The organism is Thermodesulfobacterium hveragerdense DSM 12571, from assembly GCF_000423845.1.
GTDB lineage: Bacteria > Desulfobacterota > Thermodesulfobacteria > Thermodesulfobacteriales > Thermodesulfobacteriaceae > Thermodesulfobacterium > Thermodesulfobacterium hveragerdense.
This window is the reverse complement of sequence record NZ_AUIT01000001.1, coordinates 65,248-87,713: the sequence shown is the minus strand read 5'-3', so window position 1 is coordinate 87,713 and position 22,466 is coordinate 65,248. Positions and strand designations below refer to the sequence as shown.

Here is a 22,466-nt window from a genome sequence, read left to right as displayed (position 1 = left end):
ATGGAGGGTTTAGACCCTAAGATTCTAAATAAATTGAAGCAAAAGGTCCAGAAAGAACTTGCCCTAAAAGAGATTGAGACGGTAGAATACTGGCTTAACGAACTTCTGAGGGTTTATCAGAAAAATCATCAAAGTTTGGCTGATTTTAAGGCTGAAATCAGACAGTTTATAGACAGGATGAAAAATCGTTTAGAGGTGTTAAAAACTAAAGGATATTAGAAGGAGCAGAAGATGAAATATATAAGCACAAGAGGGGAAATGGAAAGACTTTCTTTTAAGCAGACGGTTTTTGAGGGTTTGGCTCCTGATGGTGGTTTGATCATACCGGAGAAGGTCCCTATACTTTCTCTTGAGGAGATAAAACGTTTAAGTTCTCTTTCTTACCAAGAACTTGCTTTAAACGTGTTTAGATACTTCATAGACGATATCCCCGAAGAAGAACTAAAGGAAATCATCGATAGATCTTATCAAACTTTCAGGACTAAAGAGGTCACTCCGGTAGTAAAAGCAGGAGACTTTTATATCTTAGAACTTTTCCATGGATCTACCTGGGCCTTTAAAGATGTAGCCCTCCAGTTTTTAGGGAATCTTTTTGAGAAGCTTTTGTTAGAAACAGGAAAAAAAATAAATATCTTAGGTGCTACTTCAGGAGATACCGGGTCTGCAGCTATATATGGGGTGAGGGGTAAGAAAAACATCGCTATTTTTATCCTCTATCCTTATAAAAGAGTTTCTGAAGTTCAGGCTTTAATGATGAATACTGTGACTGATGAAAACGTTTTTAACTTGGCAATAGAAGGGACCTTTGATGACTGCCAAACAATAGTGAAAAAGATTTTTATGGACCTTGAATTTAAAAGAAAATACCGACTTACGGCGATAAACTCGATCAACTGGGCCAGGGTTATGGCTCAGATGATTTACTACTTTTGGGCTTATTTTAGGGTTTGTGAAAATGAAGGGGTAGAAAAGGTAATTTTCTCTGTACCTACAGGAAACTTTGGGGATATTTTTGCTGGTTATTTAGTAAGAAGAATGTTAGGTAAAGAAAGAATTCCTAAGCTAATTTTGGCTACCAATGAAAATGATATTTTATATAGGTTTGTGAATTTTGGGGATTATTCCTTAGGCACGGTAAAACCTACCATCAGCCCTTCTATGGATATCCAGATAGCGAGTAATTTTGAACGCTACCTTTACTACCTTTTAGGAGAGAATCCTGAAAAAACTAAACAGGCTATGGAGAGGTTTGCTTCTGAAAAGGCTTTAAGGTTTGATCAAGAAATGATAGAAAGAATTCAGCAAGACTTTGTGTCAGAACGGGCTACAGAGGAGGAAACATTTAGTACGATTAAGACTTTTTATCAAGAAACCGGGTATATTTTAGACCCACATACTGCCGTGGGAGTTAAAGCAGCTAAACGTTTTAAAGAAGATATCCCCATAGTTTGCTTAGCTACCGCCCATCCTGCCAAATTTCCTGAAACAGTAAGCAAGGCCTTAGGTTTTGAGTTAGACCTTCCTTCTGAAATTAAGAAGCTTTATCAACTTCCTCAGAAATATGAGGTATTACCTGCTTCGATAAGTAAAGTAAAGGAATTTATTCAGACAAAGGCTGTTTAAAACCTATACAGGATGAAGATTAACAAACTTAAATTGTCTATCATTTTAGGTTTGTTGGTTTTATTTCTTGGTTGGTATGCGGTCAAAAAGACGTATTTTTTTAATGAATTTTTAGGTTTTTTTCTTTCTCCTTTTTGGAAAGGTGCTACCTATTCTGGAGAAAAAAGCAGAGGTTTTTTAGAAAATTATATATTTTTGGTAAACTTAAAAAAAGAAAACGAAAGACTTAAAGAAGAAATTTTACTTTTAAAAGCTCAATTAGCTCAGTATCAAGAAAGAGAGAGGGTTTACTTAGAGTTAGAAAAATTTTATAAAATTTCCTCTAAGCTTAACTATCCTAAGATAGCCGCACGGATTATTTATAAACCTTTAGACTACTTTTCTGACCTTATTTTTATAGACAAAGGGAGTAAGGACGGGGTGATGCCTCAGATGCCTGTGTTGGCTGTCGCAGGTGGTGAGGCAGTGGCTTTGATAGGGCAGGTGGTTGAGGTGTATAACCATTGGAGTAAGGTTATTTTGATAAACCATCCTTCTTTTGCCGCAGATGTTAAGGTTTTAAGGACTGGAGACCGTGGTATTTTAAGAGGAAGGGCAGAGTCTCACCCCTTTGTGTATTATCTGCCTTCAGATGCTCAAGTTAAATCAGGAGATGAGGTTCTTACTTCAGGCCAAGACGGTCTTTTCCCTTCAGGTCTTTTGGTAGGGCAGATAGTTAATGTATACAGAGACCCTGCTCAGAGTGTTTTTAAAATGGCTGAAATAGCTTCTTTGGTAGACCTTTATCGTGTGGATATGATTTTTGTACTGGCTAAAATTCCTGAGATAAGCTTTTAAAGTTTGAGATGAATCTTAAGGAATTTTTTCTTATAGGGATACCTTTAGTTTTTTTGGTGCTTTTTTTAAAAGGGTTTTTGCAATCTTTTTTCTTAGCTCCTGTAGGAAATCCTTTTTTGGGTATAGCCTTAATTTTTTTAAGCTATAGAAAAGTCAATGTTGGGTTATGGATTTATCTGTTATTTTTGGGTTTTATAAGTGGAATAGAAATCAATCAAGAGATTTCTAACGTAGGATATTTTTTTCTTATGGGGGTAGTTTTTTATTGGTTTAAAGGATATTTAAATCTAAACAACATTAAAAGTAAGCTGCTTGTTTGGGTGATTAATCTATTAGCCTTTTTTGTCACTAAACTGTTTTTATTTCTTTTGACCGTGCCCTTTAGCTTTACTTTCAGTTTTTGGGCTCATCAGATTCAAGAGTTGTTGCATTTCTTTGTGGTTACCTTGGTATGGGTTTTAGGGTTCGAATTTTTTCTTAAAGATCTGTTGATTAGGAAAGATGAGTAATAGATGGATGAAGAACAGAGCCTTTGTAATCAAAGACTTAAGTAAGGTTAAACAAAAAATTTTAAAATCTGAGTTCTGGGAAAAAAGGGTTTTTTGGGCAAAGATCTTGTTATTTTTTATTTTAGCAGTTCTTTGGGGTAGGTTTTTTTACTTGCAGGTTATAAAACATTCATACTATGTTAAAAAAGCTAAATCTCGTTCAGTAGTAACCTATACCATTAAAGCCCCGCGAGGTAACATCATCACCGCAGATGGGGTAGTAGTAGCTACCAATAAAGCGGTTTTTAATCTATACATAGATATCGAAGGGGTTAAAGATAAAGAGGATGAAGTATTATACAAATTAAGTAAACTTTTAGAGGAAGATTTTGGAAGTTTAAAAGAGCGATTTTATCTTTTAAAGAAAACATCAATAAGCCGAGTGCTTTTAAAGTCTGATTTGCGATGGGATGAAGTGGCTAAAATTATGGTAAGGCTTTATTATCTACCTGGGGTAAGTGTAGAAGTAGAGTCAGAGCGGTATTATCCCTATGGAGAAGCTTATTTTCATCTAATAGGTTATGTTTCTAAGATTAACCGCGAGGAGTATCTTAAACTTAAAGATAAAGGATACTCTGTAGAGGATTTGATAGGAAGGCAGGGGTTAGAAAAGGTTTTTGAGGAGGAACTTAAGGGTAAAAATGGATATGTTGAAATCGAAAGAGATGCCTATGGTAGGTTAGGAAGGGTGATTGCCCGCACCGAACCTATAGCCGGAAACGACCTTATTCTAACAGTTGACCACAACCTTCAGCTTACAGCCTATGAATTGCTTAAAGTTAGACGAGGGGCCATCGTAGCTCTTTCTCCTTCTGACGGGGGTATCTTGGCGATGGTTAGTGCCCCCTCTGTGGATCCACAGAAGTTTATCACAGGTTTTACCAAAGAAGAATGGCAAGCTATCTCCTCTGCTAAACAGAGCCCCTTTTTAAACAAAGCCCTAAAGGTTTATCCTCCAGGTTCAACCTATAAGGTTATCACTGCTTTAACAGCTCTCAGAAAAGGGATAATAACCAGCCCTGGACAGTCTGTTTTTTGCCCAGGATATTTTAATTTTGGTAGCAGGACTTTTAAGTGTTGGGAACACCGAGGGCATGGAACAGTAGGTTTGATAAAGGCTATAGCGGTTTCTTGTGATGTCTATTTCTATACCTTAGGGACTAAACTTGATGTAGGCGATATAGCGAGTGTGTCTAAAGAATTTGGTTTAGGGCAAAAAGCCTTAGGTTGGCCAGAGGAAGACGCTGGACTTGTACCTGATAGGGCCTGGAAAAGGAAAAGACTAAAACAAGATTGGTTTCCAGGAGAGACTGTAGTTCTTTCAATAGGACAGGGATACATTTTAACTTCTCCGTTACAATTAGCTAAGCTTTATATGGTCATAGCCAACGGTGGATATCTATACCGACCTTATATAGTAAAAACCATCCAAAAAGTGGATGGGACTAAAATAGAATTTCAACCAGTTTTAGAAAAAAAGATAGAAATGACCCCTCAACACTTAGAATGGATAAGACAAGGTCTAATAGAGGTGGTCCGGTCTGGGACTGCTAAGTCAGCTGCGGTGCCAGGTATAATGGTAGCTGGTAAAACTGGTACTGCTCAGGTTGTTTCTTTGTCTGCTAAGACAAAACATCTTGAACATCACGCCTGGTTTGTAAGTTATGCAGGAAAGGGAACTCCAGAGATAGTTAGCACAATTTTTGTAGAACATGGAGGTAGTGGAGGAGGAGTTGCTGCACCTCTTGCAAGAGAACTTTACAAGGTATTTTTTAAAATTTCTACACCTCCTAACCAAGCTTTAGAAGAAGAGAGAGAGGAGATACCAGAAGTTGGAGAAAATTTTACCGGAGAAATAGCTAATCCTTTAGAGGAAGAAAATGCAGGTGAAAGAAGATAACCATAAAGAAGCCATAAAAAGAAATCTAAAAGGTTTTTTAGTGGTTTTAGCGTTATTTGCTTTAGGTAATATACATCAGTTTTTCATCGCTGAAAGCTTAGGTTTTTTTATAAAAAATTTATTGTGGCATGTTTTAGGTCTTTCTATTTTTTTCTTTTTGCTTTTCTTTACAGACTATAAGAAGGTGTCGTTTAGGGCACTTTGGTATGCCTATTGGATTTTAAATTTTGTGCTGTTTATCATGTTAATTTTTGGTAAACGCTGGTTAAACTTAGGATTTTTGTCTTTACAGCCCTCGGAGTTTGTTAAATTTATTTTGTTGTGGTTGATAAGCCTGTATTTGAGTAGAGAACCTTCTGAAGTAATCCCCCCCAAAAAACTGCTTAAGATATTTGGGTTGATTGCTTTGCCCCTTATTTTAATCATGCCTGCTGATCTTGACTATGCGTTTATCATGGGAGTGATGTTTTTTTCTTGGTTACTTTTTATTGGAATACCTAAGAGGATTTTTATACTGCTTTTGAGTGGTGTTCTTTTATTTTCTTTTGTGTTTGTTCCTATAGCATGGCAAAAATTAAAGCCTCACCAAAAAGGGAGAATTTATGGATATCTTGAACCTGAAAAGTATGCTAAGACCTGGGGATATCAGTTAAACCAGTCTTTAATAGCCATAGGTTCTGGTGGTCTTACAGGACAAAAATTTTATAAAGGTTGGTCTACCCGTTTAGGATATTTACCTGCTAAGCACACCGACTTAGCCTTTGCTGTTTGGGCAGAAACTTGGGGTTTATTAGGGGTTTCAGTTTTTTTAGCGCTTTATGGTTATTTGATTTATTTTGGAATCTGTGTTTCTCAAACTACCAAAGACTGGTTTGGTAAATATTTAAGCTTAGGGGTAAGTTTAATTTTTCTCTGGCAATTGTTTTTTAACTTAGGTGGTTGTTCAGGTTTGTTACCCATGACCAGTATTCCTTTACCTTTTTTAAGTTATGGCGGTTCTATCACGATTTTGGTTTATATTTTACTGTATTTGCTATTTAACGTGGCAATAAAAAAGTATTTCTTTAAATAATTTTATTTTTTATAACTTATTTTTTATAACTTTCTAAAACTTGACTTTTTAAAAATTTATAATACAAATGTAGCTTTAAGATGATAAAAAAGTTTAGGTAAAGGGGTGGACAAAAGATGATAAACGTTGATTTTACGCTTTTTGTGCAAATTGCTGAAGCTTTGGTTATGACGTTTATTTTGTATCACATTTTGATCAAACCTGTGATGAAAGCTATGCAACAAAGAGAACAACATTTTGCAAGCTTGGAAAAAGAGACGCAAGAGCTTTTAAATTCAGCCTCAGACATCATTAAAAAATATGAAGAAGAACTTGCTAAAGCCAGAGCAGAGGGGGCTCAGAAAAGAGAACTGTTAAAAGAAGAGGCTCGTAAGGTTGAAAAAGAAGTTCTTTCTAAGGTGTTGAAAGAGGTTGAAGAGTATAAAAACAAATGGTCTCAAGAGTTTAACAGTCAACTTGAGGCTATTAGAAAAGATTTGCAAGGTCGTGTTGAAATGTTTGCAGGTTTGATTGTTGAAAGAGTCTTAGGGAGGAAAGTATGAGAAGCATGAAGGCGATGGTTGGGTTTTTATTGGTTCTTTTATTGGTTGGAGTTGAGTTAGTTTGGGCGGCTGGTGGAGGGGAAGGTGGTTCTCATGGTGTAACTCCTACCCAGTTAAAAAACCTTTTTTGGTTTACCTTAAATTTTATAGCTTTGGTAGTCATTCTTTACAAGTTTGCTAGAAAACCTGTAGTGAGTATGTTTAAGTCTAGACAAGAGAATATATTGCGGCAATATAACGAGCTTTTGGAAAAGAAAAGAGAGGCTGAGGCTAAATATTTAGAATTACAGGAAAAGGTTAAAAATCTTGAAAAAGAAGCGCAAGCTATCTATGAAAATTATGTAGCCCAGGGTCTTAAAGAAAAGGAAAGAATCATAGAGGAGGCCAATCTTCAGGCTGAAAGGATTAAGCAGCAGACCGAGCTTTATATTCAACAAGAGATAGAAAAGGCTAAAAACATGTTAAGAGAAGAGGTAGCCGAGGCTGCTGTTAAGTTAGCTGAAGATCTTTTAAGAAAAAGCATAACCGAGGAAGACCAGAAAAAGATTTATAAAGAATTTATAAACGAAATCAGAGGGAGGGTGGTTCATTGAAAGGACTAGTTATAGCCTTAAAGTATGCTAAAGGTTTTTTTGTCGCAGCAAAAGAGTTAGGCAAAACCAAGGAGTTTGGCGAGCAACTTGGAAAGATTAAAGAGTTGCTCGACTCTATGCCTGAAGTTTTGCAGGCTTTACAAAGCCCTATCTACCCCCCTGATTTAAAGATGGAGGTGGTAGAAGAGCTTTTAAAGGCCCTTCAGGTTGAGCCTGAGGTGGAAAGGTTTTTGAGGTTGTTGGTTGAAAAAAGAAGGATACAGTTGATAAGAGAGATCTTTGCTCTTTATCAAGAGTTATTAGATGAGGAACTTGGGATAGCCAGAGGGGAGGTTTATACTGCATATCCTTTAACTGAAGAAGAGGTTAGGGAGTTGCAGGAGGTTTTGAAAGGTTTTCTTAAAAAAGAAGTGGTTTTAGAGCCTAAGCTGGATGAAAGTATTATAGGTGGGGTTAAGGTAAAAGTAGGAGATTTAGTTTTAGATAGCACCATAAAAACTCAGTTGGAAAAATTTAAAGAAATCATAAAAGGAGAGGTGCTGTGATGCAGGGGATAAGGGTAGAGGAGATCAGCGATTTAATTAAAAAAAGGATTGAGGAGTATGAGAAAAAGATAGACTTAAACGAGATGGGTGTAGTTATCTCGGTGGGTGACGGTGTTGCCCGTGCCTTTGGTTTAAGAAATTGTCAGGCTATGGAGCTTATTGAGTTTGTAGAAGCAGGGGAAATGGGAATTGCGCTAAACTTAGAGTTTGACAACGTTGGTATCCCTATCATGGGTGATGCTACTAAGATTAAGGAAGGGCAGACTGTAAAAAGAACAGGAAGAATTGCAGAGGTTCCGGTTGGAGAGGCAGTTATTGGAAGGGTTATAGACCCCTTAGGAAGACCTCTTGATGGAAAGGGCCCTATCCAAGCTAAAGAATTTAGAAGGATAGAGGTTAAAGCTCCAGGTATCATTAAGAGAAAACCAGTGCATGAACCCATGTATACCGGTATCAAAGCTATTGATGCTATGACCCCTGTTGGAAGGGGACAGAGAGAGCTTATCATCGGTGATAGACAAACAGGAAAAACGGCGATAGCTATAGACGCTATTTTAGCTCAAAAAAATTCAGATATTTATTGTATATATGTCGCTGTAGGACAGAAAAAATCCAACATAGCTCAGATTGTAGAAGTGTTACGTAGATATGGTGCTATGGAATACACCACCATCGTCGTGGCTGCTGCTTCTGACCCAGCTACGTTGCAATACATTGCTCCTTATTCTGGATGTGCCATTGGTGAATACTTCAGAGATACAGGTAGACATGCTTTGATTATATATGATGACCTCTCCAAACAGGCTAACGCTTATCGTGAGGTGTCACTCCTTTTAAGAAGACCTCCTGGACGTGAGGCTTATCCTGGTGACATCTTTTATAACCACTCCAGGCTTTTAGAAAGAGCAGCTAAACTTCATGATAGCTATGGTGCAGGTTCTTTAACAGCTTTACCTATTATCGAGACCTTGCAGGGAGACGTTTCTGCCTACATTCCTACCAACGTTATTTCTATTACTGACGGACAGATCTATTTGGAACCTGGTTTGTTCTTTGCTGGTATTCGTCCAGCCATCAACGTAGGTCTCTCGGTTTCTCGAGTAGGTGGTGCTGCTCAAATTAAGGCTATGAAACAAGTAGCAGGAAGGTTAAGGCTTGAGCTTGCCCAGTATAGAGAGTTGGCGGCTTTTGCTCAGTTTGGTTCAGAGCTTGATAAGGCTACCCAAAGGGTTCTTCACAGAGGTGCCCGTTTGGTAGAAATTCTTAAACAACCTCAGTATCAACCTCTTCCAGTAGAAAAAGAAGTATGTATTCTCTTTGCTGGAACGAGGGGATTTTTAGATGAAATGCCTTTAGAGGTTTTAGGACAGTATGAAAAAGAGCTTTATGAGTTTATCGAAAGTAAATATCCAGAAATTTATAAAGAAATAAGGGAGAAAAAAGAAATTTCTCCAGATCTAGAACAAAAAATGAACCAAGCTTTTAAAGAGTTTAATGAGTTGTTTAAGAAAAACAACAACGTGGAGCCTGTGCCTATCCCATAAGAGTTGAGCGGTTTTTAGCTGGTTGATAGATAAAGGGGGTAAAAATGCCTAACTTAAGAGATATCAGAAAGAAGATAGATGCGGTAAAGAAGATAGGGCAGATCACCAAAGCTATGAACATGGTGGCTTCTGCCAAGCTTCGTTCTATCCAAAGGAGACTTGAAGGTTTTCGTCCTTATAAAAACAAGTTTGAAGAGGCAATAGGTAACCTTGTAAGCTCTGGTGGTATCAACCCCCAGAAGATAGAGTTACTTCAGGTAAGAGAGGTAAAAAAGGTTGGTATCATCTTAGTTTCTGCCGACAGAGGTCTTTGTGGTGCGTTTAACTCTATGTTGATAAAAGAAACAGAAAAGACGATAGCGAGATTTAAAAAAGAAGGTAAAGAGGTAGAGTTAATCTGTGTAGGTAGGAAAGGAGCAAATTATTTTGCTAAAAGGGCACCCATCAAAGAAGCTTATACGGATGTGATGGGTAAGGTGCTTATTCAAGATGCAAGAAAAATAGCTCGTTCGGCTATGAGAGCATTTTTAAATGGTGAATGGGATGAGGTTTATATTGTATATGGTTATTTTGTTAATTTAATCAGACAAATTCCTAAGGTAGAAAAGCTTTTGCCTTTGAGTTTTGAACCAAAAGAAGGTGAAGAAAAGCCTAAGGTTAGCTACTCTTATATCTATGAACCAGAAGAGGAGGAGCTTTTACCTGAGATTTTACCTCTTTATGTAAACACGGTAGTTTTTGCGGCTATGCTTGAGACGGCGGTTAGTGAACAAGCAGCTCGTATGACGGCTATGGATAATGCTAATAGGGCTTGTGGAGATATGGTAAGGCAATTAACCTTGCTTTTTAACAAAACCAGGCAAGCTTCTATTACTAAAGAGTTGATGGACATAGTTGGTGGTGCTGAAGCTATCAAAAAAGGTTAACAAATATTAAAAGCTTTTAGGAGGTTAAAGTATGGCTGAAAAAGTAATGGGAAAGATAGTTCAGGTTATGGGTCCAGTTGTAGACGTTGAGTTTCCTCCGGGACAGGTTCCTAAACTGCTTGATGCGTTAAAGGTGACCAACCCAGCTATAGATGATAGAGAGTGGAACTTAGTTTTAGAGGTAGCTCAACAGTTAGGAGATAACGTTGTTCGTTGTATTGCTATGGATACTACCGACGGTTTGAGAAGAGGACAAGAGGTCTGGGCAACCGGAGAGCCTATTAAAGTGCCTGTAGGTAAGCCAACCCTTGGAAGGATTATGAACGTGGTAGGTGAGCCTGTGGACGAAGCAGGTCCTATTACCTCTGATAAGTATTATCCTATTCACAGACCAGCTCCAGCTCTTACAGAACAGGATGTGACCATTAAGGTTTTGGAAACAGGTGTTAAAGTTTTTGACCTTCTTATTCCTTTCCCTCGTGGTGGAAAGATGGGTACTTTTGGTGGAGCAGGTGTGGGTAAGACAGTCGTTATGATGGAAATGATCCATAACATCGCTATGGAACATGGTGGTATCTCTGTTTTCTGTGGCGTTGGAGAAAGGACCCGTGAAGGTAACGACCTTTATTTAGAGATGAAACATTCGGGAGTTATCGATAAAGCTGCATTGGTTTATGGTCAGATGAACGAGCCTCCTGGAGCACGTGCAAGAGTTGGTCTTACAGGGGTTACTGTAGCTGAATATTTTAGAGATGAAGAAGGACAGGATGTGCTTTTGTTTATCGATAACATCTTCCGTTTTACCCAAGCAGGTTCTGAGGTTTCTGCTATTCTTGGAAGAATCCCTTCTGCAGTGGGTTATCAACCTACCTTGGCTACAGACTTGGGAGCTTTGCAAGAGAGGATTACCTCTACCAGTAAAGGTTCTATTACCTCTGTGCAGTGTGTTTACGTGCCTGCAGACGACTTGACAGACCCAGCACCAGCTACTACCTTTGCCCATCTTGACGGTACAGTGGTTTTGTCCAGACAAATTGCAGAGCTTGGTATTTATCCTGCTGTGGACCCATTGGATTCTCAGTCTCGTATTCTTGATCCTAATGTTTTAGGTTGGGAACACTATATGGTTGCTCGTCAAGTACAACAGGTTTTACAGAGATATAAAGACCTTCAAGACATCATAGCCATCCTTGGCGTTGAAGAGCTTTCTGAAGAAGATAAGATTATCGTGGCTCGTGCTAGAAAGATCCAAAGGTTCCTTTCTCAGCCCTTCCACGTGGCAGAACAGTTTACAGGTACACCTGGGAGATATGTAAAGCTTGAAGATACAATCAAAGGTTTTAAAGAGATATTAGAAGGAAAACACGACGACCTCCCAGAACAGGCTTTTTATATGGTTGGAACCATTGAAGAAGCAGTAGAAAAAGGTAAGAAGTTACTGGAGGGTTAACGGAGGGATAAATGGCTAAGATTTTACTTGAAATAATAACCCCAGATAGGGTGGTGGTAAGTGAAGAGGTAGACATCGTCACTGCTCCAGGGGTAGCTGGAGAGTTTGGAGTTTTAGCTAACCATGCCCCTATGGTAGCGGCAGTGAAAATAGGACCTCTTCGTTACCGTGTAGGAGATAAAGAAGAGTGGGTAGCTATAAGCGGTGGTTTTTGCGAGGTCTTTAACAATAAGATAACCTTTTTAGTAGAATCAGCCGAAAGAGCATATGAAATAGACGTAGAAAGGGCTTTAAAAGCCAAGGAAAGGGCAGAAAAAAGGATACAACAATATATGGCTCAGGCAGAGAAAATTGATTATGCCAGGGCAAGAGCTGCTCTCCAGAGAGCTTTGACCAGACTTTTGGTAGCAGAGAAAGGAAAAACAGGCGTTCCTCGATAAACATTTAGATAAATCTATCTTTGAGGCCCCTGAAAGATGCAGGGGTCTCTTTTTTTAAAGTTGCAAAAATCAGCAGTTCGTGAGTTAATCCGTTTTTTTAGAAAGTCTTATAACCTAGAATATCTGGAAAGGTTAAGTCTTATTATCTGTAAGCATATAGAAAAATTAGCTTTTTATCAAAAAACTCAAAAGATCATTTACTATTATCCAAAAGACGGTGAAGTGTCTCTTCTTTATTTGATAGGAAAAGCCTTTTTAGAAAAAAAGGTCTATTTACCTAAAACCTGGGTTCAACAAAAAAAACTAACCTTTCATCAAGTTTACAGTTTTTCTGATTTAAGACCAGGACCTTTTGGTTTGTTAGAACCACCAGTTGAACATCCTAAAATAGAGTTGGGAGATATAGAATTAATCTTTGTTCCCGGTTTAGCTTTTGATTTGAAAGGAGGTAGGATAGGTTATGGAGGAGGTTTTTATGACCGAGTTTTATCTCAAATAAAAGGGAAAAAAATAGGGGTTGCTTTTTCCTTTCAAGTTTTTAACAAACTTTCTTTAGAACCTCATGATTGTAAGGTAGATTTTTTGGTTACAGAAAAGGGGGTTTGGGCATGCAATCCTTAAAAGAGGTTTTAAAGAAAAATTATACAATTTTAATAGACAACCTACAAAAAGCTTGCTTAAAAGCTGGTAGACCAATGGATTCAATTCAAGTTTTAGGTGCCTCTAAAGGTCAAAGTATAGAGAAAATAAAGATTGCTTATGAACTTGGTATAAAACTTTTCGGAGAAAACTATGTACAAGAGGGAGAGAAAAAAATCAAAGAACTTTTTTTCTTAGATATAGAATGGCATTTCATAGGAAGGCTTCAGACCAACAAGGTGAAAAGGGCTTTAAACTTTTTTTCGGTTTTACATACCTTAGACCGTTATGATTTGGCTAAAGAAATACAAAAACAGGCTGAGAAGTTAAACAAACGAGTCCCGGTGCTGGTGGAAATAAACATAGGAGAGGAACCTACTAAAGCAGGGATAACCAAAGATGAGGTAGAGGATTTTTTAGAAAAAATAAGTAATTTTGACAAACTTAAGATAATAGGTCTTATGTGTTTACCTCCTTATAAGGAAAATCCCGAAGAAGTAAGGCCTTATTTTGTAGAAATGGGCAAACTTTTTGAAAGGTTGAAACCTTATTTAGGCAATGAATTTAGAGAGCTTTCTATGGGAACCAGTCACGACTATACCGTAGCTGTAGAAGAAGGAGCTACTATTATTAGAATAGGAGAGGCTCTTTTTGGTAAAAGAGAGCGTACCCCCTAAGAAAACCTTTTTTCCTGAAAAGAATTCTAAGCTTTTCTTGTTGGTAGCAGGAATTTCTTTAGGTCTTTTTTTAGGTTTTTTAGGTATTCCTTGGTGGGTACCTTCTTTAGGTTTGATGCTTTTTTTGTGTTTTTGGTATTTTTTATCTAAAGAAAAGAGGTTGTTCAATCTTTTATTATTCAGTGTTATTCTTATTGGTTCTTTAATTTTTAGCAAAAATTATTGGGAATCTCGTTTAAATTTAACAGAGGACAGAGAGTTTGGAAGTTATGTAAGTATAGAGAAGGTGGAACCCTATTTTGGAGGTTATTTTATCGAGGCTTATGATAAAGAAAGAGGAAGGATTGTGTTTAAAACCGATGGTTTATATTTTAGTCCTGGTCAAGAGTGTCTTATGTGGTTCAAACCTAAAAATATAAAGGAGTATTCCCTTCCATTCTTTTTCCAAAAGGAATTAAGATTAAAAGCCAAAGGATACGAAGGAGAGTTAGTTTTTATAAAGGAAAAAGGTTGGGTATGCAGGGATTCTAAGGGTTTTCAATTAGAGGCTTTAAGGTTTAAACTTTTTCAATTTTCAGAAAGACTTGACCAAGAGGCAAAAGGTCTTTTTCAAGCTTTGGTTTTAGGAGTAGAAACTAACCTTCCAGAGGAAGTTAAAGAAAGATTAAAGGATCAAGGACTTTACCATCTTTTAGCCATCTCAGGTTTTAATTTAGCTGTTATGTTTTGGTTATTTTATCGTTTCAGTTTTTGGTTGCTTGGTTTTACCCCTGCGGTAAAATGGGGATATCCCTTACAAAATTTAGCTTATATAACAGCCCTTCCAGCAGCCTTTTCTATTCTTGTCTTTTCTGGTTTTTGCCCTTCAGCCTATAGAGCTTTTCTGTTTCTTTTTATCTACATATTTTCTCGATTGTTTTTTCGAAGAACTTCAGGTTTAATCATCCTATTTCTTACCGCAGGAGTTATCCTTGTTTTTCAACCTTACCTGATAGGTAACTTTTCGTTTTTACTTTCTTTTATGGCTACCTTAGGCTTGATTTTAGGTGATAGGTTTTATAGGTTTTACTTTTTTGGCTTTTTAAATAGAATTTTATCTTCTGATAGGTGGTATCATCGGTTTTTAAACTGGATAGTTTATTCCTCTTGGGTTTCTGTGGTAGTAAGTATATTACTTATGCCTTTTATTTTTGCCATAAACGGAAAATTCCCTATATGGACGGTTTTTAATAATCTATTGGCAGGCTTTTTTTGGAGTTTTATCTTTATTCCCGGTTGCATCTTAGTAGCTTTTTTTTCTTTCATTTTACCAGAAATAGCCTTAGGTTTAGGTAATTTTATAGGAAAAATTTTTTGCCTATATAATTACTTACCTTTTTGGGAAGGCTATATCAATCTAAACTTACCTTTAACCCTTTTTTGTTGGTTATGGTTAAGCTTTATTATTTTTATAGGTATTGCCTGGTATTTTGGTTCTAAAAAGATTTCTCTGATTTGTTTTGTAAGTTTTTCATTATTTGTGATAGTTGTTGATACTCTGTACAAAAGAGTAAGTTACTTTCTTGTTTTAGATGTAGGTAGAGCAAATGCCATGGTTTTTAAGTCTGCGGATAGATACATCATGATAGATACAGGGCCCAATTTTGCTACTAACTCTTCAGGGAGTCAAGGTTTTAATTGGACTAAGTTTTATTTGGAGCCTACTTTGAGAAAGCTTGGGATTTCGATGATAGAACTGTTAATAATTTCACATCCTGACCTTGACCACAGCGGAGGTTATAACACCCTGAAAAAAAATTTTTTAATAAAAAGAGAGGTTACGGGAAAGTTTAACTCACAAGATTGGGAAAAGGTAAGCCTACTTTATCCTTTAGAAGAGATTTTTTCTCTTCAGAGTTTAAAAATAGTAGAGACAGAGGTTTTTCTTTTCCCTGGAGCTGAATTTTACGAAGATCTTAACCGAGAGAGCATGGTTGTAGTTTTAGAACACGAAGGTTTGACCATTTTTTGCCCTGGCGATATAGACATAGAGCGGTTTTATAGGTTAAAAGAAGAGGGTAGAGTTTTCCCGGCTGAGGTGTTGATTTCTCCTCATCATGGTTCAAAAAAGGGGATAAATCAGGAGGTTTTAAGCTGGTTAAAACCTAAAGTAGTTTTGACTTCAGGTAGAGGACCTTATCATCCTCATCCAGAAGTTAAAATTTTGCTTGAGACAAAAGGTATTCCTCATTTTTCTACTGCTGAAGAAGGAACCCTTTATGTTTTCCCAAAGGATGATTATTTTATAGTATGTTCAGAAAAAACAAGAAGAACAAATTTTGAGGTTAAGATGTTTTTCCCTTTAGTTCCTTACTATATAAGTCATGACTCTTGTAAGACCTTTATTTATCATAGATATGGGGAATTAAACTAAAACTTCAGGAGAAGGTCATGGTATCTAAAAGTTACGAAACTTTTGAACATGGAGCAGACATAGGGATAAGAGGTTATGGAAAGACCTTAGAAGAGGCTTTTTCTAATTTGATAAAGGCCCTTTTTAGCTTGATTGGAGAAGAAGTAGATTTTAATAAAATAGCAGCCGATCAAAGGGTAGAGATAAAGGTAGAGGCAGATTTTTTAGAGGAACTGGTGGTGATTTTTATCAATAAGGTGTTAAGCTTGTTTGCTTTGGAAAATGTCTTTTTTAAAGAATTTAAAGGTAAAATATGGGAAAGTGATCAGAGAGTAAGGTTAGAGGGGACGTTATTAGGAGAAAAATATTCTCCAGAAAAGTTTGGGTATGGGGTTGAGGTAAAAGGAGCTACTTTTACTTTGGCTAAGGTAGAGAGAAAAGGTGACCTTTGGATAGCTCAGTGTGTGGTAGATGTATAAGATTTTAGATAAACTTATATTAAAGGGATGAGTTATGGCTAAAATATTTATCGTAGGAAGACCTAATGTAGGTAAATCCACACTTTTTAACACCCTTATCAGAGAGAAAAAAGCTATCGTTGAACGAACCCCTGGGGTTACTCGAGACTTGGTAGAGGGATATCTTGAGTTAGAAGAGGGAAAAGGGGTAAAATTAGTTGATACAGGGGGTATAGAATGGGGAGAAAAAGAGTTTTTTAGTGAAGTCATCAAAAAGCTGGTAGACCAGGCTTTGGAAGAGGCTGATTTGGTTATTTTTGTGGTGGATGCTAAACAGGGATTGACTGAAGGAGACAAGGTTATTGCAGAATATTTGAGAAAAAAAGATAAAAAGATTTTATTGGTAATAAACAAAGTAGAAGCCAAGGAAGATAAAGAAAGGATTTTTGAATTTTATTCTTTAGGTTTTCCAGAGATTATTCCTATTTCTGCTAAAAACAAAAAAAATATTACCGAATTAAAAAATCTAATAGAAAAGCAGTTAGAAGGATCGATAGAAGAAATACCTCAAGAAGAGCTGCTAAAGATAGCGATTCTTGGAAGACCAAACGTAGGGAAAAGTACGCTTGTTAACCGTTTGGTAGGATATGAAAGGGTGATCGTATCTGAAATTCCTGGGACTACCAGAGATTGTGTAGATGTAAGGTTAAGTTTACCTACCGGAGAAACTTTTTTGTTGATAGACACTCCAGGAATAAGAAGAAGAACTAAGTTAGAAGAGAGAGCAGAAAAATTTGGTGTAGATAAGGCTTTACATACTATTGAAAGAGTAGATGTGGTACTTATGATGGTTACTGCAGAGGAAGGGATAACTAACCAAGATCAGCGTTTGTTAAGACAGGTATATAAACATCACAAAGCCTGCATCCTTTTAGTAAATAAGTGGGACCTTTTTGATAAAAAGAGAGAGGCTGGAAATCTGGTTTTAGAAAGGATAAAACATGGAGTAAGGTTTATGCCTTGGCTTCCTATTCTTACCATTTCAGCCAAAACTGGAAGAAGGGTAAATGAAATTTGGAGTGTTTTAAAGGAGGTAATGGAACAATATAGTTTAAGGGTAAACACTGCTCAGGTGAATAAACTTTTGGAATACCTAAAGGAGAACCATAATTTTTCGATAAAAGGGAAAAAGCTTAAATTTTATTATGCTACCCAAACAGACACCAAGCCTCCTACCTTTGTATTTTTTATCAATTTTGACCCAGAAGAGGTGCCTAAAAGCATAGAAAAGTTTATCAGAAACAGTTTCCAAAAGCATCTGAATTTTGATAAAGTTCCTATTAAAGTGGTTTTTAGGCTAAGGAGTTGAGTTGGTAGAGGAGATAGGTTGGACTTGGGAGGTTTCTTTAGGTGGTTGGTAATGTATGACTAAGCTTATCCTTCTGTTTCTTGGGTCAGAGGGATTATCTTTTATTAAAGGTAGGTTGTCTGCATATCCTACTACTTCTTTTATTTTTTCTGGAGGTACTCCGTTTTTTTCTAACTCTAACATGGCTGAAAGGGCTCTGGCAGTAGAGAGTTCCCAGTTTCCTACCTTTCCTCTTCTTGAAGGGACAGCATCTGTATGTCCTTCTATGGTTATGGTTGCAGAAACGTCTTTTAACTCCTGGGCTAAGGTTTGTAGTATAGACTTAGCAGCAGGGGTTAACTCTGCACTACCGCTCTGGAATAAAGGTTGATTGGTAAGTTCTACGATTTCTATACGGATGATTTTTTCTTTTTCTGAAATCTCTTGAGTTTCTATTAAAATATGTTCTTTAAGAGATTTTAGCCTTGTTTCTACGATTTTTTTTATCTTTTCTTCTTCTTTTTTTAGGTCAAACTTGGCCTCAGGCATGATTCCACTCTGTTCGCTCTTTAATGTGCCTTTTCGGTAATACTCCATAAGCATACTTACACCAGCCTTTTCAAAAATGTTAAACTTTCTAAAATAGGCTGCAACCTGAGCCTTCTGTTTAGGTTCCATGATACTTACCAGCCACATCAAAAGAAAAAAGGTCATCATCCCTGCTAAAAAGTCTGCATAAGCAATCTTCCAGGAACCTCCATGATGACCTCCGACGACTTTTTTTACCTTTTTGATGATTATAGGAGGAGTGGTCATGGTTTATTTGTTATTTTTTACCTTTCATAAGGTTTTCAAGTTCTTCAAAAGATGGTCTCATATGAGGGGGTATGGTTCTCCTGGCAAATTCAACCGCTATCTGAGGGGCTCCTCCTCCTATAAAATAAACGATAGCGGTTTTGATGACGTTAAGATATTCTTTTTCTTGATTGCAAAAAAACTCCAATTTTTGGACAAGAGGGGTTAAAAAGCCATAACAGGTTAAGATACCGATAAACGTACCTGCAAGAGCTATAGAAAGGTGATGACCTAAAACTTCAGGTGGCTCATCAATCTTTCCCATCGTTAAAATTATACCTAAAACCGCAGCCACCAACCCTAACCCTGGCATAGAGTCTGCAAGTTTTTCAAGACGGTGTACTGGTTCTAAATTTTCATGGTGGATGATTTCTATCTCATTTTCTAAAAGGGCTTCCAGTTCAAAATGTGTGATGTTGGTGGTTAAAATAGAACGAAAAGTGTTTCTAATAAAGTCTAAGGCGTGATGATTAGCAAGAACCTTAGGATAGCTTGAAAAGATTTTACTTGCTTCTGGGTTTTCAATGTCCTGCTCGATCGAGATTAAACCTTCTTTTTTGATTTTTCTAAAAATGTCGTTTAAAAGAAGCAGTAGGTCTATAAAATCTTGTTTTCCATAAATTTGGGGTTTAGTAAGTCCTTTGATAGAATATTGGATAACCCCTTTTAAAGCAGGTTGGGTTGAAGCTGCTAATAAGGCTCCTCCTGCTGCTCCAAAGATGATTAACCATTCTACCGGCTGTACAAGAACTGAAAAATTCCCGTGTTCTAAGGCATACCCACCAAAAACACATACTATGACTACAATAAAACCTACTATAGAAGGCATTTAGATTTCCCTCATCTCTCTGATGATTTCCCTTTCCTTTTGCAGGATAAAAAAACTGATTTTTTCTCTGATGGTTTTGTTAAGGTTTACAAACTCAACAGCTACTTCAAACTTTCCCTCTACAGGTTTACATCTGACTACCTTGCCATAAAGATAAAAACCTACAGGCTGATAAAGGTCTAATACTGTTTTTACTTCTACAAAATCGTTTATCTCAAAAGGGTCTTGGCTGATAAACCTTAGGCCTTTTTCACTTAAGTTTACTTTTTTATAAGGAAGGTTGTTAAATCCTTCTTTTTCCCGAGACATAAGGTTGATAAGGTAATCAAGTTTTGCGTTGATTAGCTTTAACCAAGAGTTTAACGCTTCATCTATCGTATCTTTAATAGGAATGTAGGAAAAAATAGAGGTATCTCCTACCACATGGGCTATTCTGTTTTCTATCTCAGAGGGGTCTAACTTGGTCACCTCTAAAGGAATTATTACATCTATTCTTACGGCTTCTCTCTCCATAAATCCTCTGAAAGAGATTTTATAAAATAAATCGGAAAGATTCCAAAAAACTTTAAAATTTCCCCTTTGGGAACAGATTTTTTTTAATTTTAAAATTATATAGTTAATTTTTAGGGTTGACAAGACGGAAAAATTAGTATAATAGTTTATTTAAAATTCAAAAATAAATTTTTAGGAGGTGACCTTATGCATCATCAAATTTATGTAGTGGGGCACAAAAAACCTGATACTGATTCTGTGGCTTCTGCCATAGTGTTTGCTTACCTTTTAAACGCTTGGAAAAAAGCAGGCTGTAAAATCATGAAGGTAGAAAAGGAGGCCGTGCCTGTCATTCAAGGAGAACCTAATGCAGAAACAAAGTTTGTCTTAGAAAAATTTGGAGTAGCAGTGCCTGAGATTATGACAGACGGCGAAGGTAAGGCCGTTGCTTTAGTAGATCATTCTGATAAGGTGCAAAGTGTTGATAACATAGACAAGGCTGAAATAGTAGCCGTGGTCGACCACCACAAAATCGGAGATGTAACCACTCCTAATCCGATATTTTTTGTTAACTTCCCAGTAGGTTGTACTGGTACTGTTTTGAAGTTTCTCTTTGATAAAACAGGGCTTGAAATCCCTAAGGAAATGGCTGGTCTCATGCTTGCAGCCATCTTAAGCGATACCGTGGTTTTTAAATCTGCTACCACCACTGAGGCTGACAAAGAAGCAGCTGAAGCTTTGGCTAAGATCGCCGGGATAGACGACATTATAAACTTTGGTGTAGAGGTAAAATCCAAACTTTCTGATGTTTCTGGAATGTCTGCCAAAGACATCATCATGAGAGACTTCAAAGACTACAACATGAGTGGTAAAAAGGTTGGAGTAGGTCAGATCGAGTTGATCGACTTAAAAACCGTAGAAAACAGGTTTGATGAAATCTATGATGAACTTAACAAGATTAAGGTGGAAGGGGCTTATCATTCTGTGGTGTTGATGTTAACAGACATCATGAAGGAAGGCACCGAGTTGATGGTTATCACAGACGAACCAAAGATCGTCGAGATTACTTTTGGAAAGAAATTAGAAGGAAAAAGCGTTTGGTTGCCAGGGGTTATGAGTAGAAAGAAAGAAGTGGTACCACCTTTAGAAAAGACTTTCGCTAACCTTTAAAATGATACCAAGGGGAGGGTTTCTTCCCTCCCTCTATTCTATTTTTAAGCTAATGTCTACTGCTCTAACCGAATGGGTTAAGCTCCCAGAAGAGAGATAATCAACCTCAAGTTTGGCAAAATACTCTATGTTATCTAAATTAATCCCACCAGAGACTTCTATTTTAAGATTAGGGTTGTAATGGTTGATAAGATCTTTTGCTTTCTGCACGTTTTCTGGGGTAAAGTTATCTAAAAGAACTACATCTATAGGTGCTTTGGCTTTTAATAAAAACTCTAACTCTTCTAAAGATTTTACCTCTATCTCTATTTTTAGGTAATGAGGTAAAGTTTTAAGTACTTGAGGGATTTTTTCTATTCCTCCTAAAACCTTGATATGATTATCCTTTATGAGGATACCATCAGAAAGAGAAAAACGATGATTTTGTGCTCCTCCCACTTTAACCGCATATTTTTGTAAAACCTTTAAGCCAGGAAGGGTTTTTCTGGTATCAAGCAGGATGGTTTTATATGGGTTAAGTTTTTTTACCATCTTTCGGGTATAAGTGGCAATCCCAGAAAGATGTTGAAAAAGGTTAAGAACCACCCTTTCTGCTTTAAGTATACTTTTTACCCTACCTTCTACCATTCCTATTTTAGTATAGGGTTTTATTTCTTGACCGTCGTGGTAGTGCCAAGAGATTTTTATTTCTGGGTCGATAAAGGCAAACCCTTCCTCTACCACCAACGTACCACATACTACCATAGGTTCTTTAGCTAAAAAATAAGCTTTTACTATAGGGTCTTCTTTGACCACCAGTTCTGTGGTTACATCATAAAAAGGTATATCTTCCTCAAAAGCTTGGGCCAAAATATTTCTAATTTTCCATTTTTCAAGCATTTTTTGGTTTAATACTCTGGAAAAATTAAATAAAAGTCTTAATTTTTATCATAACTTAAAACGGTAAGATGTAAAGGGTGCTAAGTTTGGGAGGTGAGCTTATATGGAAGAGGTTAAAGAAAAAGAACATAATTTAGAGGAAAATCGTGAAACTCAACAAGAAATTAAGGCTAAAGAGGAAGAGGAGATTAAATACTGGAAAGATTTAGCCTTAAGGTATGCGGCTGAGATAGAAAATCTAAAGAAAAGTTTTAAAAGAGAAAAAGAAGAGTATTATAAGTTTGCTTTGGAAAACTTTTTTAAAGAGATATTACCTGCTATAGATAATTTAGAAAGGGCGTTAGAGGCTTTTTCTACTACTCAAAACATAGAGGCCTTAAAACAAGGGGTTGAGTTAACCTTTAGATCTTTAGTTTCTACCCTTGAAAAATTTGGGCTAAAGCAGGTAGCTCCAGCTGTAGGAGAGCCTTTTCATCCTTTTTACCATGAAGCTCTTTCTACAGAGTTTCATCCGGAGGTTCCTTCTGGAGGTATCACCAAGGTATATCAGAAAGGTTATGCCTTGCATGATAGGTTAATAAGACCGGCTTTGGTTTGTGTGTGTATGGGGAAAAAGGAGGAACAAAAGCCTTCTGAAGAGAGCCTCAAAGAAACAGAAGAAGAAAACATAGTAGAAAACGAATAAAAATTAGAGGGAGGGTTGAAAA

General features: G+C 36.9%; 24 protein-coding genes. 20 read left to right on the top strand and 4 right to left on the bottom strand.

What is annotated here, in order from left to right:
- From G580_RS0100505 to der, 18 genes are all read left to right on the top strand, one after another.
- On the top strand, window positions 1-219 hold the full coding sequence (locus G580_RS0100505; protein ID WP_028840581.1) for a hypothetical protein: 219 nt from the start codon (window positions 1-3) through the stop codon (window positions 217-219).
- A gap of 12 nt (window positions 220-231) precedes the next feature.
- The gene (gene thrC / locus G580_RS0100500) at window positions 232-1,623 is read left to right on the top strand and encodes a threonine synthase (RefSeq protein WP_028840580.1); all 1,392 of its coding nucleotides are present in this window, start codon (window positions 232-234) and stop codon (window positions 1,621-1,623) included.
- Window positions 1,624-1,635: 12 nt separating this feature from the next.
- Window positions 1,636-2,460 carry a rod shape-determining protein MreC gene (gene mreC, locus G580_RS0100495; RefSeq protein WP_028840579.1) on the top strand — a complete coding sequence of 275 codons (825 nt, stop codon included), beginning with the start codon at window positions 1,636-1,638 and terminating at the stop codon, window positions 2,458-2,460.
- 8 nt (window positions 2,461-2,468) lie between these two features.
- On the top strand, window positions 2,469-2,969 hold the full coding sequence (locus tag G580_RS0100490; RefSeq protein WP_028840578.1) for a hypothetical protein: 501 nt from the start codon (window positions 2,469-2,471) through the stop codon (window positions 2,967-2,969).
- Between the two features lie 7 nt (window positions 2,970-2,976).
- Entirely contained in the window at window positions 2,977-4,908 is a 1,932-nt protein-coding gene (gene mrdA / locus G580_RS09385; protein WP_051172906.1) for a penicillin-binding protein 2, read from the top strand.
- Window positions 4,889-5,980, top strand: coding sequence for an FtsW/RodA/SpoVE family cell cycle protein (locus tag G580_RS0100480; protein WP_028840577.1), 1,092 nt, complete (start codon window positions 4,889-4,891; stop codon window positions 5,978-5,980). Before mrdA ends, G580_RS0100480 begins: the two co-directional genes overlap by 20 nt.
- A 116-nt stretch (window positions 5,981-6,096) precedes the next feature.
- Complete coding sequence (locus G580_RS0100475; RefSeq protein ID WP_028840576.1) at window positions 6,097-6,522, top strand: F0F1 ATP synthase subunit B family protein; 426 nt, start codon at window positions 6,097-6,099, stop codon at window positions 6,520-6,522.
- The gene (gene atpF, locus G580_RS0100470; protein ID WP_028840575.1) at window positions 6,519-7,115 is read left to right on the top strand and encodes a F0F1 ATP synthase subunit B; all 597 of its coding nucleotides are present in this window, start codon (window positions 6,519-6,521) and stop codon (window positions 7,113-7,115) included. The genes G580_RS0100475 and atpF overlap by 4 nt, the downstream gene beginning before the upstream one ends.
- Window positions 7,112-7,660, top strand: coding sequence for an ATP synthase F1 subunit delta (atpH, locus tag G580_RS0100465; protein WP_028840574.1), 549 nt, complete (start codon window positions 7,112-7,114; stop codon window positions 7,658-7,660). Before atpF ends, atpH begins: the two co-directional genes overlap by 4 nt.
- A complete protein-coding gene (atpA, locus tag G580_RS0100460) occupies window positions 7,660-9,204 on the top strand; it encodes a F0F1 ATP synthase subunit alpha (RefSeq protein ID WP_028840573.1) in 1,545 nt (514 codons plus the stop codon). The genes atpH and atpA overlap by 1 nt, the downstream gene beginning before the upstream one ends.
- A 44-nt stretch (window positions 9,205-9,248) precedes the next feature.
- A complete protein-coding gene (atpG, locus tag G580_RS0100455; protein WP_028840572.1) occupies window positions 9,249-10,130 on the top strand; it encodes an ATP synthase F1 subunit gamma in 882 nt (293 codons plus the stop codon).
- Between the two features lie 31 nt (window positions 10,131-10,161).
- Window positions 10,162-11,580: a F0F1 ATP synthase subunit beta gene (gene atpD / locus G580_RS0100450; RefSeq protein ID WP_028840571.1), complete on the top strand. Its 1,419-nt coding sequence runs from the start codon at window positions 10,162-10,164 to the stop codon at window positions 11,578-11,580.
- An 11-nt stretch (window positions 11,581-11,591) separates the two neighbouring features.
- Window positions 11,592-12,020: a F0F1 ATP synthase subunit epsilon gene (locus G580_RS0100445; protein ID WP_022854598.1), complete on the top strand. Its 429-nt coding sequence runs from the start codon at window positions 11,592-11,594 to the stop codon at window positions 12,018-12,020.
- Between the two features lie 60 nt (window positions 12,021-12,080).
- Entirely contained in the window at window positions 12,081-12,641 is a 561-nt protein-coding gene (locus tag G580_RS0100440) for a 5-formyltetrahydrofolate cyclo-ligase (RefSeq protein WP_028840570.1), read from the top strand.
- The gene (locus tag G580_RS0100435) at window positions 12,629-13,336 is read left to right on the top strand and encodes a YggS family pyridoxal phosphate-dependent enzyme (protein WP_028840569.1); all 708 of its coding nucleotides are present in this window, start codon (window positions 12,629-12,631) and stop codon (window positions 13,334-13,336) included. The genes G580_RS0100440 and G580_RS0100435 overlap by 13 nt, the downstream gene beginning before the upstream one ends.
- Window positions 13,311-15,749 (top strand): ComEC/Rec2 family competence protein, encoded by a 2,439-nt coding sequence (locus G580_RS0100430; protein WP_028840568.1) that lies wholly within the window; start codon window positions 13,311-13,313, stop codon window positions 15,747-15,749. Before G580_RS0100435 ends, G580_RS0100430 begins: the two co-directional genes overlap by 26 nt.
- A 17-nt stretch (window positions 15,750-15,766) precedes the next feature.
- Window positions 15,767-16,207, top strand: coding sequence for an archease (locus tag G580_RS0100425; RefSeq protein ID WP_028840567.1), 441 nt, complete (start codon window positions 15,767-15,769; stop codon window positions 16,205-16,207).
- Between the two features lie 34 nt (window positions 16,208-16,241).
- Entirely contained in the window at window positions 16,242-17,555 is a 1,314-nt protein-coding gene (gene der, locus G580_RS0100420) for a ribosome biogenesis GTPase Der (RefSeq protein ID WP_028840566.1), read from the top strand.
- Here der and G580_RS09380 read toward each other — a convergent pair.
- Genes G580_RS09380 through G580_RS0100405 form a run of 3 tightly spaced genes read right to left on the bottom strand, consistent with a single transcriptional unit; the run spans window position 17,544 to window position 19,731 of the window.
- On the bottom strand, window positions 17,544-18,350 hold the full coding sequence (locus G580_RS09380) for an OmpA family protein (protein ID WP_051172902.1): 807 nt from the start codon (window positions 18,348-18,350) through the stop codon (window positions 17,544-17,546). The two genes, der and G580_RS09380, sit on opposite strands and share 12 nt — an antisense overlap.
- 10 nt (window positions 18,351-18,360) lie before the next feature.
- Window positions 18,361-19,218, bottom strand: a complete 858-nt coding sequence (gene motA / locus G580_RS0100410) for a flagellar motor stator protein MotA (RefSeq protein WP_028840565.1) — start codon at window positions 19,216-19,218, stop codon at window positions 18,361-18,363.
- Window positions 19,219-19,731 (bottom strand): PilZ domain-containing protein, encoded by a 513-nt coding sequence (locus G580_RS0100405; protein ID WP_028840564.1) that lies wholly within the window; start codon window positions 19,729-19,731, stop codon window positions 19,219-19,221.
- A 186-nt stretch (window positions 19,732-19,917) separates the two neighbouring features.
- Between G580_RS0100405 and G580_RS0100400 the strand changes: the two genes are divergently transcribed.
- Window positions 19,918-20,880: a manganese-dependent inorganic pyrophosphatase gene (locus G580_RS0100400; protein ID WP_028840563.1), complete on the top strand. Its 963-nt coding sequence runs from the start codon at window positions 19,918-19,920 to the stop codon at window positions 20,878-20,880.
- A 33-nt stretch (window positions 20,881-20,913) separates the two neighbouring features.
- Here G580_RS0100400 and nadC read toward each other — a convergent pair whose 3' ends face one another.
- Complete coding sequence (gene nadC / locus G580_RS0100395) at window positions 20,914-21,759, bottom strand: carboxylating nicotinate-nucleotide diphosphorylase (RefSeq protein ID WP_028840562.1); 846 nt, start codon at window positions 21,757-21,759, stop codon at window positions 20,914-20,916.
- A gap of 103 nt (window positions 21,760-21,862) precedes the next feature.
- On the opposite strand from nadC, the gene G580_RS0100390 reads away from it, so the two are divergent.
- Window positions 21,863-22,444, top strand: a complete 582-nt coding sequence (locus G580_RS0100390; RefSeq protein ID WP_028840561.1) for a nucleotide exchange factor GrpE — start codon at window positions 21,863-21,865, stop codon at window positions 22,442-22,444.
- The last annotated feature ends 22 nt before the right edge of the window (window positions 22,445-22,466 follow it).